The organism is Azospirillum tabaci (assembly GCF_014596085.1).
Taxonomy (GTDB): Bacteria; Pseudomonadota; Alphaproteobacteria; order Azospirillales; family Azospirillaceae; genus Azospirillum; species Azospirillum tabaci.
This window is the reverse complement of record NZ_JACCJY010000007.1, coordinates 91,437-102,995: the sequence shown is the minus strand read 5'-3', so window position 1 is coordinate 102,995 and position 11,559 is coordinate 91,437. Positions and strand designations below refer to the sequence as shown.

Below are 11,559 nucleotides of genomic sequence, written 5' to 3'. Positions count from 1 at the left end.
GTCAGGGGCGGCAGGCGACGTGCAGCCCCTTGCCCACCGGGAAGATGGTGGAGCCGAAGCCGGGCAGGGCGTCCACCGCCGCGATGTAGCCGGCGATCTCCTGCGGATGGGACAGGGCGTTGTCGGCCAGCAGCAGGCAATCCGGCTCCAGCTTCGGCAGCAGAAGGCGAAGCTGCTCCGGGGCGCTCCAGCGGTCGGCGTCGAAGAACACGCAATCGAAGGGGCCGTCCATCCCGGCCACCGTCTCCGTCGCATCGCCGACCAGCAGGTTGACGCGGCTGGCCAAGCCGGCGCGCTCCAGGTTGGTGGCGGCCTGGGCGCTCTTGCCCGGATCGCGCTCGATGCTGGTCAGCGGCTCCGTGGCGCCGATGGCCTGCAACGCCGCGGCGAGCCACAGGGTGCTGACGCCGTTGGAGGTGCCGATCTCCAGCACCCGGCGACGGCGGCCGCTGCGCACCAGGATGTGCAGAAGCTCTGCCGTCTCGCGCTCCAGATTCAGCATCTTGCGGGCGCGGTCGCCCTCGCGCGCGTCGTTGTCGCGCCCAAAGCTCTCAAGATCGCGGAGCACGCGGTCGACGGCGTCATCCAGCAGCATGGTGTTGGTCCCGGTGGCGGAGATAGGGACAAGACCCTGCGCCGATTGTGGCCGTGGGGTCAAGAGCGTGCGGTCAACAGGCTGCGGTCAATGAAAAGCCCCCTTCCGCACGGCGGCGGGAGGGGGCTTTGCGGTTGGAGCGGTCACGCCGCCTGGTTGAGCTGCTCGGCGCGTTGCGGGGCGATCTTCAGGCGGGTGGCGAGGTAGGTGAGATAGGCGCGTTCCGCCTCATGATCGCGGTCCACCGCCATCAGCGAGGCCAGATAGACCTGCTCCGCCATGTCCGGATCGGTGACGGAGCGGACCAGCGAGTCGAGCGATTGCGGCTGGGACAGTTCCCGTTCCACGATCTGCCGTTCCTCCGGGCCCCCGCCGGCCTCGTCCAGGGCGGACATGACGCGCTGGCGCTCCGCCGCGGAAATCTCGCCGTCGGCGTTGGCGGCGGCGATCATCGCGCGGATCAGCAGCAGGGCATGCTGGTCCTCCATGGCAAGTTCCGGGAACGCTCCTTCGCCCGATCCCGACGGGGTGGCGTCGGTCGGGGGAGCGGTGCGCTGCTGGAAGACCTGGGACAGCCGCTCGCCCAGCGATCCGCCGCCGGAAGCGCCGGCTCCACCGAGGATGCCGCCGAGGATGCCCCCCGGCGTGTTGCCCGAACCGGACGGCGGCGCCCCCCACGGGCTGGTCCCCGGCTGCCCGGAGCGGGCCGGCGCCTGACCGGAGGACGGCTGCCCGGATGACGGTCCCGACGGTGGCATGTTCTGCTGCCGCTCCTGATAGGCGCGGTAGGCGAGGTAGGCCAGCGCGCCCAGCCCGGCCATGGGGCCGACGCCCATGCCGCCACGGGCGTGCATCGCCGGTCCTGAGCCCATCCCCGACCGGTTCAGGATCGACCCCAGATCCTGGGGGCTCCTGCGGCTGTGCCCTCCCATGCCGGTCGCCAGAAGGGTGCCGAGGATGTTCTGAAGATTCGCCATGACGCGCCTCTCTCCTAATCGGTGTCCGTGTCGATGCAGCTTCGCGCCCCATCAACAGGCGGGAGGGCTTGGCGTCACGGCACAGCTATGGGTGCCTATGATGGGCCTGACCAGCCGATCCATCTCCTATGACGGCCTCTATGCCGGAGGTGGGGTGGCTTTCGAACAGGCTGTGCAGGATACCGACTTCCGCTATCGTGGCGCGCATCAGAGCGCAGCAAGCGCCGACGCCCGCCGGTCGGTGGGTGGCATTTTGGAGGAGACGCCCATGATCTTCGACCGGCACGCGGAACCGCCTCCGCTGGACTTGTCGCCGACGCCGTCCGCTCAGCCGCTGCCGGCCCCGGCCTGCGGGTCGCTGTGGAACGACTATCTTCACCGCCTGCTGGGCACCGCGCACGGCTGCCTTGCCGCGAACGACGACGAGTCCGATCCGGAGCCCGCCTGCTGCTGCGCCGCCGGATGATGCCGTGAAGCCGTAACCGGGAGCGGTCGGGTGCCCGTCAGCGGGCGCCCGCCGCCTCGATGATGACCGCCGCCACTGCGTCGGGCCGGGAGGCGTGCGGGATGTGGCTGGCCCCGACCTCCACCGTCCGCGCGCCGATGCGCTCGGCGGTCGCCCGCAGGAAGGCCGGGGGAAGCATCCGGTCCTCGCTGGCGACGACGTACCAGGACGGCTTGTGTTCCCACGCCGCGGCGGTCACCCGCGTGCGGAAACAGCCGGCATGGACCGGCCCCTGCGTCGCGGCCAGCAGCGCCGCCTCCGCCGCCGGCACATCCTGGGCGAAGTTCGCCGCCAGGCTCTCCGCCGACAAATGCAGATAGCCGGCACGGTCCATGGACACGCTGGACAGGCCAGGCGAGGGCGGGAAGGGCTTCAGCGTGTCGTTCGGCGACTGGCCGATCCCCGGCGCGAAGGCCGCCACATAGACCAGCGACTTCACCTTGTCCTGATTCCCGATCTGGGTGATCACCGCCCCGCCCCAGGAATGGCCGACCAGCACCACCGGCCCCTTGGCGCGGTCGATCGCGCGCTGGACGTGGGCGACATCCTCGTCCAGCGAGGTCAGCGGATTCTGCACGGCGATCGCCTCCAGCCCCTGGGCTTGGAGCAGGGGGATCACGCGGCTCCAGGCGGAGCCGTCGGCGAAGGCGCCGTGGACGAGGATGACGGAAGTGGCGACCGGGTCCATGGACCGATTCCCGTGACAGTGACCGACCCTATCCTCTGACCACGGCCACGCCCGTCTGTCCAGTGCGGAGCCTTCGCTTTTCCTCCCTGCGGAAAAGCCGCCCGGGCTTTGGGGTCAAAGGATGTCTTGCTGCGGAGCGGGATGAAAATTTCGCGAAATCGCTCTTGAAGCTAAGATTGTTCTGGGATACGGTATACCAACAGTGAGGCGGGGCGATTGTCCGCCCCTTCCGCCAAGCCAGTTCGTCCGTATCGCCAGCCCGAGCCCTTGAGGTGCGCCATGGTCAAGACCCTTTCCGCCGTCCGTCCCGGAAGCCGCCCGAACGCCGTCCGCGGCGCCGACGATGCCGCTCCCGCCGGCGTCGTGGTCGCCCTGCGCCCCGATCACCGGCAGTCTGATCATCGGCAGTCTGATCATCGGCAGCGGGCCGCGGTGCTGGCAGCGACCACCGGCGGGCGCGGTCCGCGCATGGACATGCTGACGATCACCCACAGCCGGGGGCCGACCGAGGATCGCGGGGCGGAACTCATCCACATCGACGGCCCCTACGCGGACGTTCTGGCCTACATCGCCGACTCGCCGGAGTGCGTGGTCTGCTTCGACACGCTGCACGGCGGCATGGCCCGCGCGCAACTGTCCGTGCCCTGACATTGTCCGTGCCCTGACTGGGCGCCGGGTCCTGCTGGAGAGCGAACCGATGAACGCCTGCATGATGAGCGATAGTATGACGACGCCCTTTTCCGGGCAGGAACTGGCCTCCGCGATCATCGCGGCGGCGTTGTCGCTCCCGTCGGCCAACGGCCGGCTGCATCTGCCCAACGGCGCGGTGCTGTGCGACCCGGCGTCGCTGGAGCGGGAGTTCGCGCTGGCCGCGCAAGGGCTGTCCCACTGGCTGGCGCAGAACGAGCCGCGCATTGCCGAGGCCGCGCGGGCCAGCCGGTTGAAGATTGGGGCCGGGGTCATCCGGGCCGCCGCGGCGACCCTGGAGCACGCTGGGCGACGCTGCGGCGAACTGAGCGACCGCGGAGAACGGGCACTGTCCATCGATTTCAGCGCCGTCTGCGACCGGGTTCAGGAGCGCCCGGGCCTGCTCGCCCAAACGGTTGCCGCGGCGGCCGCCGGCCACACCATCCACGCTGTCGCCGCCTGAGGACGGCGACCGCTGAAGGTTGGGCGTTACAGCAGAGTGTGCTCGACCAGGATCTTGGTGCCGATGGCGAGCAGGCCGAGGCCGCCGATCAGTTCGGCCCGACGGCCCAGCAGCGGGCCGGCGGCCCGGCCCAGCAGGACGCCGCCGAAGCCCATCAGGAAGGTGACCACGCCGATCAGGCTGCCGGTCACCGCGATGTTCACGTCCGCCATGGCGAGGCCGACCCCCACCGCGCTGGCGTCGATGCTGGTCGCCACCGCCACGGTCAGCAGGGCCAGCCAGCCCGACCGGGTGGCCGCCGCCTCGTCGTCCTCTTCCCCGGCGAGCGCGTTGCGGATCATCGAGCCGCCGATCAGCAGCAGCAGGCCGAAGGCGATCCAGTGGTCGATCGCCTGGACGAAGCCGGCGAAGGCCGAACCCACCGCCCAGCCGATGGAGGCCATCGATAGCTGGCAGGCGCCAAAGGCGAAGCCGACCCGCAACGCCTCGGACAGGCCGGGACGCTTCTGAACGGCACCGCGGCCCAACGCCGCAGCGAAGCTGTCCATGGAAAGGCTGACGGCGAGGACGAGGGAGGTCGCACCGAACATGGCAACAGGCTCCGGCCAAACGAACGCGATAGCACGGCTACGCCCGGTTGGCCTTCGGGAGCGTCCGCACCATCGGTCTTGCCGAACCGGCCGGACGGTGTCCGGCTGCCGCACGCGCCACGGGACGCCCTGATGCAGGAAGGTCCCGAGTCTGTTGGCGCGCGCCCCTCTCGCTGGAGGGTGGCTACTCCCCAATGACGAGGCGGACCCTAACGCCGGTAAGTGTGGGTGTCAATCTATATGAACAGCTGTTCATATATATTTGAATCACTCTAAAGAAGCGCCTGTCGAGCATCGCCATGCGTGGAGCATGGTGCGCCGCGGAAGGATTTGTTAAGAGCCTCTGACGCCTTTATGCCGGTGCGGTTCGTAGGGGTGCGAAACGCTTCGATTTGATGGGCAAGATTGGGCGTGGGGGTTCGCCATGGGATTGCTGACGGGGGTCGGCTCGCTGTCGCTTTCGGGCAAGACGGTGTCGCTGTGTGTCGGTGGGTTGGTGCTGTTGACGAGCGTCACGTTTGCCGTCAACGAGACGTTGCTGAGCCGCTACGCGGAGCGCATGGCGGTCGAGCGGCAGGAAACCAACATGCGCGTCGCCTGGGACGTGCTGAACCAGTACGGGCGCGACATCAGCGTTCGCGATGGCACGCTTTACGCCGGCGACCGGGCTCTGAACGGTTTCTTCGAGCCGGTGGATCGGGTGAAGACGCTGGTCGGCGGCACCGCCACGCTGTTCATGGGCGACACGCGGGTCACCACCAACGTCCAGAAGCCGGATGGTGGGCGCGCCATCGGTACCAAGCTGGCCAAGGGGCCGGTCTATGATTCGGTGTTGGTCCGGGGCGAGCCATACCGCGGGCAGGCCGACATCCTGGGCGTTCCCTTCTACACCGCCTACGACCCGATCAAGGACCGGTCCGGCACGGTGGTGGGCGTGCTCTATGTCGGTGTGCCGAAGGCGGAGTTCTTCGCCCCGATCCGTGACACCCAGACGATGATCGGCGGGCTTGGCGCGGTGGTGACGCTCCTGGTGGCCGGCGGTTGCCTGCTGCTGTCACGGCGCATCTTCCGGCCGCTGTCCGCCATGCGCGGCGCCATGGAGCAGCTGGCGACGGGGAACCTGTCGGTCGCCGTGCCGGCGCTGGGCCGCAAGGACGAGATCGGCGGCATGGCTCAGGCGCTGAGCGTCTTCAAGGAGAACGCGCAGCGGGTCGCCCGGCTCGACGCCGCCCAGGCGGAGGAGCGCGCCCGCGCCGAACGGGACCGCCGCGACGCGCTGGACTCCGTCGCCCGCAACTTCGAAGGGACGATGCTGAGCGTCGTCGAGACGCTGAGCGCCACCACGGCTCAGCTCGAATCCAACGCCCAGCGCCTGCATGGCATTGCCGAGAGCAGCAGCGGGCAGGCCGCCGCGGTCAGCGGTGCTGCGGGCGAGGCCAGCGACGACGTGCGGACCGTGGCCGGCGCCACCGAGGAGCTGACGGCCTCCATCGTCGAGGTGTCCCGCCAGATCGACGAGTCCTCTCGCATGGTTCGCAACGCGGTGGAGGAGGTGGAGCGCACCAACCACACGGTCGAAGGGCTCGCCGCGGCCGCCGGCAAGATCGGAGAGGTGGTGACGCTGATCCAGAGCATCGCCGCGCAGACCAACCTGCTGGCCCTGAACGCGACCATCGAGGCGGCGCGGGCGGGGGAGGCCGGCAAGGGCTTCGCCGTCGTCGCCAACGAGGTGAAGGGCCTCGCCAACCAGACGGCCAAGGCGACCGACGAGATCGCCCAGCAGGTCGCGGAGATCCAGGCGGTGACCGGCAGCGCGGTGACGGCCATCGGGGGCATCGGGCGCACGGTGGTCGCGGTCAACGATCTGGTGAGCCGCATCGCCGAGTCCGCCGACCGTCAGAACGCCACCACCGGCGAGATCGCCCGCAGCGTCCAGCGCGCCGCCGACCGCACGTCGGAGGTGACCCGCAGCGTCCGCGACGTGTCGGACTCCGCGCACGAAACCGGCACCATGGCGTCGGAGGTGCGCTCCGCCGCCGCCGATCTCGGCCGGCAGGCGCTGGCCCTGCGCGAGCAGGCCGGGGCGTTCCTGCGGCAGATCCGCTCGGCCTGAAGGGAAGGGACGGCCCGTGTTCCGCAACCCGCGTTCGCTGCTGTTCGTGTTCTTCTTCGCGTGCTTGGCAGCGTTGCTGGTCTTCAGCGGCGACCCGCCGGACGGTGGGAGGACCGACGCGAACCGGGATTTCCTGGCAGCCTGCGAGGCCAGCCCCTTTGCGGCGCAGAACACCGGCTCCACCGAGGCGGCGGTGCGGGTGTGCTCCTGCATCCTGTCCTGGCACCGCAAGGAGGGCGAGGCCACGGGCCGTCCGCTTCCCGCCGCGCTTTACGGCGGGGAGGGGACTGCGGGCGCCGCGGCGGCGGCGGTGGACGGGCGGGCGCGGGCCTCCTGCCTGTCCGGGCGCGTGACACCCTGATTAACGGAGACCCGCTTTTTTGAGAATCGTCCGCAGGACGGGGTGGCGGGGGCTTTCCCTTCGCCGCTGCCGCACCCATCCTATGGCGCTATGAGCACGCACCACACCCGCAATCCCTGCACGAAGCTCTGCCGCTACGACGCGGCGGACCGCTGCATCGGCTGCTTCCGCACCCGCGCGGAGGTCAGGCACTGGAAACGCCTGCCGGACGAGACGAAGGCGGCGATCAACGCCCGCATCGCCGCGCGCGGCGGCACCGTCTCCAAGAAGGATGGCAAGCGGGCGAAAAAGCTCGACAAGAAAATCCGCAAGCTGGAAACGAAGCTCGCCACCCTGCGCGCCCGCCGGTTGGAACTGGAGGGGCCGTTGGTCAAAGCGGCGGAGTGAGCACCGCCTCACCCGATCCCGGCGTGCCGTTCCACATACAGCAGCAGGGCGGGGTAATAGTGCTTCTGTGACGCCGTCAGTTCCTGGCAGTAACGGCGTGCCATGCCGTTGGAAAGCCAAGCATCAAGCTCGCCGCTCTCGCGTTTCTGGGCGATGACGCGGTCGATCTTGTCCATGATCTTGTGGATCACGTCCGTTCCTTTTCCGGTGTTGATTTGCTGTGGAAGGGGTGGGTGCCGCAGAGGCGGCGCCGTCGATTGCCCGTTCAATATGAACCTCGGGGCGGCGGTGAGCTGCGCATTATGGGCATGCCTGCGTACCGCATTGCACAAAAGTCCGTCCCGGCCACCGGGTCCGCGCGGGTCTGCCCTTCGCAGGCGTTCGTTGACCGGCTTCCCGGTGCCGTCCCATTCTGCACGACGAAGGAAGAAAAACCGGGAGGACGTGCGGTGGGGATGGCGGTGGACCGCCGCGCCGCCGCAGCCATCATCATGACCGCCATCGCCATGACCGAACGCCGCGCGGAGCTGGACGGCGCCGCCTCCGCCACGCTGGTCCTGCTCTGCCTGCTCTGGGGCCTGCAGCAGGTCGCCATCAAGGTCGCCATGACCGGATTCTCGCCGGTGCTCCAGGGCGGGCTGCGCTCGCTGGGCGCGCTGGCGCTGCTGTGGGCCTGGGCGGCGCTGCGCGGCATGCGCCTGTTCGAGCGGGATGGCACGCTGGGGCTGGGCCTGCTGGCCGGGCTGCTGTTCGCCGGGGAGTTCCTGCTGGTCTATGCCGGGCTGTCCTACACCACGGTGTCGCGCAGCATCCTGTTCCTCTACACCGCCCCCTTCCTGGTGTCGGTCGGGGCGCATCTGCTGCTGCCGGGGGAACGGATGCGCGGCGTCCAGGCGGCCGGGCTGGCCTGCGCCTTCATCGGGGTGGCGGTGGCCTTCGCCGACGGGCTGCGCCTGCCGACGAACCGCGAGATGATCGGCGATCTGATGGTGCTGGCGGCGGCGGTGCTGTGGGCGGCCACCACGTTGGTAATCAAGGGCAGCCGGCTGGTCCGGGCCAGCTCGACCAAGGTGCTGTTCTACCAGCTCGCCGTGTCCGGGGCGGTGATGCCGGTGGCCTCGCTGCTGATGGGCGAGGCGGGGGTAACCGCGCCCGGCCCGCTGGCGCTGGCCTGCCTCGCCTTCCAGATCGTGGTGGTGGCCTTCGCCTCCTACCTCGCCTGGTTCTGGCTGATTGCCCGCTACCCGGCGGCCCGCCTGTCGGCCTTCACCTTCTTGACGCCACTGTTCGGCGTGCTGTCCGGCGCCCTGCTGCTGGGCGAGCGGGTCAGCGCGAGCCTCGCCGCGGCGATGCTGCTGGTCTGCGCCGGCATCTGGCTGGTGAACCGCCGCGCGCCCGCTGCGGGCGCCTAGAAAGACGGGAACCGGCCCGGCCTCCATCGGTTGGCTCTGCTGTCCCAGCACAAGCAGCGGAGCCGGCTTCATCATGGATTTGAACGGAAAAGTCGCCCTCATCACCGGGGCCGGGTCGGGCATCGGCAAGGCCTCGGCCACCCTGTTCGCCAGCGCCGGGGCGAGCGTCGGCGTCCTCAGCCGCACCGAGGACGAGATCCGCAAGACGGCCGAGGAGATCACCGCGGCGGGGGGCAAGGCCATCCCCCTGGTCGCCGACGTCGCCGACAGCGAGGCCGTGAAGCGGGCGGTGGAGCGGCTGGTCCAGGAATACGGGCGCCTGGACATCGTCTTTGCCAACGCTGGGATCAACGGCGTCTGGGCGCCCATCGACGAGCTGACTCCGGAGGAGTGGGACCGCACCATCAACATCAACCTGCGCGGCACCTACCTGACGCTGCACCACGCGGTGCCGCATCTGAAGAAGGCGGGCGGCGGGTCGGTGCTGGTGACCGCCTCGATCAACGGCACGCGGGTGTTCAGCAACGCCGGGGCCACCGCCTACTCCTGCACCAAGGCTGCGCAGGTCGCCATGGTCCAGATGCTGGCGCTGGAGCTGGCCAAGCACCGCATCCGTGTCAACGCCATCTGCCCGGGGATGATCGACACCGCCATCCAGGACAACACCCAGGCGCGCAACACCGAGGAGGCCGAGGAAGCGGCCGAGTACCCCGATGGCGAGGTTCCGCTGACCCGCGGCAAGGCGGGCAGCAGCGCCGACGTGGCGGAGCTGGCGCTGTTCCTGGCGTCGGACCGGTCGAAGCACATCACCGGCACGCCCGTCTGGATCGACGGCGCCGAGTCCCTGCTGATCGGCTGAGGGACCGCTCATGGCGGACGGCTTCGCGTGGTGGCAGAGCGGGGTGATCTATCAGGTCTACCCGCGCTCCTTCCAGGATTCGAACGGCGACGGGGTGGGGGACCTGCCGGGTATCCTGGCCCGGCTCGATCATCTCCAGGCGCTCGGGGTGGACGCGCTGTGGGTTTCGCCGATCTACCCATCGCCGATGGCCGATTTCGGCTACGACGTGTCGGACTACACGGGCATCCACCCGCTGTTCGGGACGATGGAGGATTTCGACCGGCTGCTGGCGGAGCTGCACCGCCGGGGCATGAAGCTGATCCTGGATTTCGTGCCCAACCACAGCTCCGACCGGCACCCGTGGTTCCAGGCTAGCCGCTCGTCGCGCAGCGATCCGAAGCGGGACTGGTACATCTGGCGCGACCCCGCTCCCGATGGGGGACCTCCCAACAACTGGCTGTCGGAGTTCGGGGGCGGCGCCTGGGAATGGGACGCGGCGACCGGCCAATACTATTACCACGCCTATCTGAAGGAGCAGCCGGACCTCAACTGGCGCAACCCGGCGCTGCGGGAGGTCATGCTCGACGCGCTGCGCGTCTGGCTGGACCGCGGGGTGGACGGGTTCCGGGTCGACGCCATCCACCACCTGATCAAGGACGCGCAGTTCCGCGACAACCCGCCGAACCCCGGCTGGCGGGAGGGCATGTCGCCGGTCAGCCGGGTGATCCGCCTCCACACGGTGGACCAGCCGGAGGTTCACGACGCCATCGCCGCGATGCGGCGTGTGGTGGACCTCTACGGTCCTGACCGACTGCTGATCGGCGAGGCCTATCTGCCCATCGACCAGCTCATGGCCTATTACGGCGCCGACCTGACGGGCTTCCAGCTTCCCTTCAACTTCCATCTGCTGTCCACCCCGTGGGAGGCCAAGGCGCTGGCCGCGCTGATCCGCACCTACGAGGCCGCCCTGCCGCCCGGCGGCTGGCCGAACTGGGTGCTCGGAAACCACGACCGCTCCCGTGTGGCGACCCGGCTGGGGGCGGGCCAAGCGCGGGTGGCGGCCATGCTCCTGCTGACCCTGCGCGGCACGCCGACGCTCTACCAGGGCGACGAGATCGGGATGACCGATGTGCCCATTCCGCCGGATCGCGTGCAGGACCCGTGGGAGAAAAACATCCCCGGCCTGGGGCTGGGCCGCGATCCGGTGCGCACGCCGATCCCCTGGGACGACGGCCCGCGGGGCGGCTTCACGACGGGCGAGCCCTGGCTGCCGCTTAGCCCCGACCATGACCGGGTGAACGTCGCGGCGCAGGCGGCCGACCCGTCCTCCATGCTGGCGCTCCACCGTGCCCTGCTGGCTCTGCGGCGGGCGGAACCGGCCTTGTCGGTCGGGCGCTACGAGCCGGTGTCGGCGGAGGGCGACGTCCTGGTCTATGAGCGCCGTCATGGAAGCGGCCGCTTCCGCATCCTGCTGAACCTGTCGGCGGAGGAGCGGATGGTGGACGCGGTGCCGGACGGTGCCCATATGCGGCTGTCCACCCATCTCGACCGCGGTGGGGAGCCGGTGTCCGGCGCCCTGCGCCTGCGGCCCGACGAGGGGGTGGTGATCGGCTTCGACGACAAGGGAAAGGGTGGGGAATGAGCGGGGACGTGAAGAACAACGCGGCCAAGAACCGTTACGAGCTGACTGTGGGCGACGCCACCGCGGTGGTGGAGTACGAAAAGCGCGACGGGGCCATCGTCTTCACCCATACGGAGGTTCCGGAGAGCATGGCCGGGCAGGGCATCGGCTCCGCCCTCGCCCGCGGCGCGCTGGAGGACGCGCGTTCCAGCGGGCAGAAGGTTGTGCCGGTCTGCCCCTTCGTGGCCAAATACATCCAGCGCCACCCGGAGTACCAGGATCTGGTCGTCGCGGGGGGTGGACCATCGACGTGAGGCGT

General features: G+C 69.6%; 15 protein-coding genes and 1 riboswitch. Of the genes, 10 read left to right on the top strand and 5 right to left on the bottom strand.

Annotation, left to right across the window (positions count from 1 at the left end):
- Position 1 precedes the first annotated feature (1 nt).
- Complete coding sequence (locus tag H0B54_RS10845) at positions 2 to 595, bottom strand: O-methyltransferase (RefSeq protein ID WP_188260309.1); 594 nt, start codon at positions 593 to 595, stop codon at positions 2 to 4.
- Between the two features lie 143 nt (positions 596 to 738).
- A complete protein-coding gene (locus H0B54_RS10840; RefSeq protein ID WP_188260308.1) occupies positions 739 to 1,572 on the bottom strand; it encodes a tellurite resistance TerB family protein in 834 nt (277 codons plus the stop codon).
- A 268-nt stretch (positions 1,573 to 1,840) separates the two neighbouring features.
- Between H0B54_RS10840 and H0B54_RS29750 the strand changes: the two genes are divergently transcribed.
- Positions 1,841 to 2,038: a hypothetical protein gene (locus tag H0B54_RS29750; RefSeq protein WP_246472463.1), complete on the top strand. Its 198-nt coding sequence runs from the start codon at positions 1,841 to 1,843 to the stop codon at positions 2,036 to 2,038.
- 37 nt (positions 2,039 to 2,075) lie between these two features.
- Here the strand turns inward: H0B54_RS29750 and H0B54_RS10830 are convergent, their stop codons facing one another.
- Positions 2,076 to 2,765, bottom strand: a complete 690-nt coding sequence (locus tag H0B54_RS10830) for an alpha/beta fold hydrolase (protein WP_188260307.1) — start codon at positions 2,763 to 2,765, stop codon at positions 2,076 to 2,078.
- Between the two features lie 279 nt (positions 2,766 to 3,044).
- Between H0B54_RS10830 and H0B54_RS10825 the strand changes: the two genes are divergently transcribed.
- Both H0B54_RS10825 and H0B54_RS10820 read left to right on the top strand, forming a co-directional pair.
- Positions 3,045 to 3,413, top strand: a complete 369-nt coding sequence (locus tag H0B54_RS10825; RefSeq protein ID WP_188260306.1) for a hypothetical protein — start codon at positions 3,045 to 3,047, stop codon at positions 3,411 to 3,413.
- Positions 3,414 to 3,489: 76 nt separating this feature from the next.
- Positions 3,490 to 3,915 carry a hypothetical protein gene (locus H0B54_RS10820; protein ID WP_188260305.1) on the top strand — a complete coding sequence of 142 codons (426 nt, stop codon included), beginning with the start codon at positions 3,490 to 3,492 and terminating at the stop codon, positions 3,913 to 3,915.
- Between the two features lie 26 nt (positions 3,916 to 3,941).
- Here the strand turns inward: H0B54_RS10820 and H0B54_RS10815 are convergent, their stop codons facing one another.
- On the bottom strand, positions 3,942 to 4,505 hold the full coding sequence (locus H0B54_RS10815; protein WP_188260304.1) for a manganese efflux pump MntP: 564 nt from the start codon (positions 4,503 to 4,505) through the stop codon (positions 3,942 to 3,944).
- 83 nt (positions 4,506 to 4,588) lie between these two features.
- Positions 4,589 to 4,710: riboswitch (yybP-ykoY riboswitch) on the bottom strand.
- 219 nt (positions 4,711 to 4,929) lie between these two features.
- Between H0B54_RS10815 and H0B54_RS10810 the strand changes: the two genes are divergently transcribed.
- From H0B54_RS10810 to H0B54_RS10800, 3 genes are all read left to right on the top strand, one after another.
- Positions 4,930 to 6,618, top strand: a complete 1,689-nt coding sequence (locus H0B54_RS10810) for a methyl-accepting chemotaxis protein (RefSeq protein WP_246472462.1) — start codon at positions 4,930 to 4,932, stop codon at positions 6,616 to 6,618.
- A 16-nt stretch (positions 6,619 to 6,634) separates the two neighbouring features.
- Entirely contained in the window at positions 6,635 to 6,979 is a 345-nt protein-coding gene (locus H0B54_RS10805) for a hypothetical protein (RefSeq protein WP_188260303.1), read from the top strand.
- Positions 6,980 to 7,069: 90 nt separating this feature from the next.
- Complete coding sequence (locus H0B54_RS10800; RefSeq protein ID WP_188260302.1) at positions 7,070 to 7,366, top strand: DUF1289 domain-containing protein; 297 nt, start codon at positions 7,070 to 7,072, stop codon at positions 7,364 to 7,366.
- An 8-nt stretch (positions 7,367 to 7,374) separates the two neighbouring features.
- Here H0B54_RS10800 and H0B54_RS10795 read toward each other — a convergent pair whose 3' ends face one another.
- Positions 7,375 to 7,557 carry a hypothetical protein gene (locus H0B54_RS10795; protein WP_014242488.1) on the bottom strand — a complete coding sequence of 61 codons (183 nt, stop codon included), beginning with the start codon at positions 7,555 to 7,557 and terminating at the stop codon, positions 7,375 to 7,377.
- A gap of 264 nt (positions 7,558 to 7,821) precedes the next feature.
- On the opposite strand from H0B54_RS10795, the gene H0B54_RS10790 reads away from it, so the two are divergent.
- From H0B54_RS10790 to H0B54_RS10775, 4 genes are all read left to right on the top strand, one after another.
- Entirely contained in the window at positions 7,822 to 8,778 is a 957-nt protein-coding gene (locus tag H0B54_RS10790) for a DMT family transporter (protein ID WP_246472461.1), read from the top strand.
- 73 nt (positions 8,779 to 8,851) lie between these two features.
- A complete protein-coding gene (locus tag H0B54_RS10785) occupies positions 8,852 to 9,637 on the top strand; it encodes an SDR family oxidoreductase (RefSeq protein WP_094304622.1) in 786 nt (261 codons plus the stop codon).
- 10 nt (positions 9,638 to 9,647) lie between these two features.
- Positions 9,648 to 11,261 (top strand): alpha-amylase family glycosyl hydrolase, encoded by a 1,614-nt coding sequence (locus H0B54_RS10780; RefSeq protein WP_188260301.1) that lies wholly within the window; start codon positions 9,648 to 9,650, stop codon positions 11,259 to 11,261.
- Positions 11,258 to 11,554, top strand: a complete 297-nt coding sequence (locus H0B54_RS10775) for a GNAT family N-acetyltransferase (RefSeq protein WP_188260300.1) — start codon at positions 11,258 to 11,260, stop codon at positions 11,552 to 11,554. Before H0B54_RS10780 ends, H0B54_RS10775 begins: the two co-directional genes overlap by 4 nt.
- The last annotated feature ends 5 nt before the right edge of the window (positions 11,555 to 11,559 follow it).

Excerpts from the sequence above, each read along its gene's own strand:
- H0B54_RS10845 (WP_188260309.1), bottom strand. The coding sequence starts at position 595 with ATGCTGCTGGATGACGCCGTCGACCGCGTGCTCCGCGATCTTGAGAGC.
- H0B54_RS10840 (WP_188260308.1), bottom strand. The coding sequence starts at position 1,572 with ATGGCGAATCTTCAGAACATCCTCGGCACCCTTCTGGCGACCGGCATG.
- H0B54_RS29750 (WP_246472463.1), top strand. The coding sequence starts at position 1,841 with ATGATCTTCGACCGGCACGCGGAACCGCCTCCGCTGGACTTGTCGCCG.
- H0B54_RS10830 (WP_188260307.1), bottom strand. The coding sequence starts at position 2,765 with ATGGACCCGGTCGCCACTTCCGTCATCCTCGTCCACGGCGCCTTCGCC.
- H0B54_RS10825 (WP_188260306.1), top strand. The coding sequence starts at position 3,045 with ATGGTCAAGACCCTTTCCGCCGTCCGTCCCGGAAGCCGCCCGAACGCC.
- H0B54_RS10820 (WP_188260305.1), top strand. The coding sequence starts at position 3,490 with ATGACGACGCCCTTTTCCGGGCAGGAACTGGCCTCCGCGATCATCGCG.
- H0B54_RS10815 (WP_188260304.1), bottom strand. The coding sequence starts at position 4,505 with ATGTTCGGTGCGACCTCCCTCGTCCTCGCCGTCAGCCTTTCCATGGAC.
- H0B54_RS10810 (WP_246472462.1), top strand. The coding sequence starts at position 4,930 with ATGGGATTGCTGACGGGGGTCGGCTCGCTGTCGCTTTCGGGCAAGACG.
- H0B54_RS10800 (WP_188260302.1), top strand. The coding sequence starts at position 7,070 with ATGAGCACGCACCACACCCGCAATCCCTGCACGAAGCTCTGCCGCTAC.
- H0B54_RS10790 (WP_246472461.1), top strand. The coding sequence starts at position 7,822 with ATGGCGGTGGACCGCCGCGCCGCCGCAGCCATCATCATGACCGCCATC.
- H0B54_RS10785 (WP_094304622.1), top strand. The coding sequence starts at position 8,852 with ATGGATTTGAACGGAAAAGTCGCCCTCATCACCGGGGCCGGGTCGGGC.
- H0B54_RS10780 (WP_188260301.1), top strand. The coding sequence starts at position 9,648 with ATGGCGGACGGCTTCGCGTGGTGGCAGAGCGGGGTGATCTATCAGGTC.
- H0B54_RS10775 (WP_188260300.1), top strand. The coding sequence starts at position 11,258 with ATGAGCGGGGACGTGAAGAACAACGCGGCCAAGAACCGTTACGAGCTG.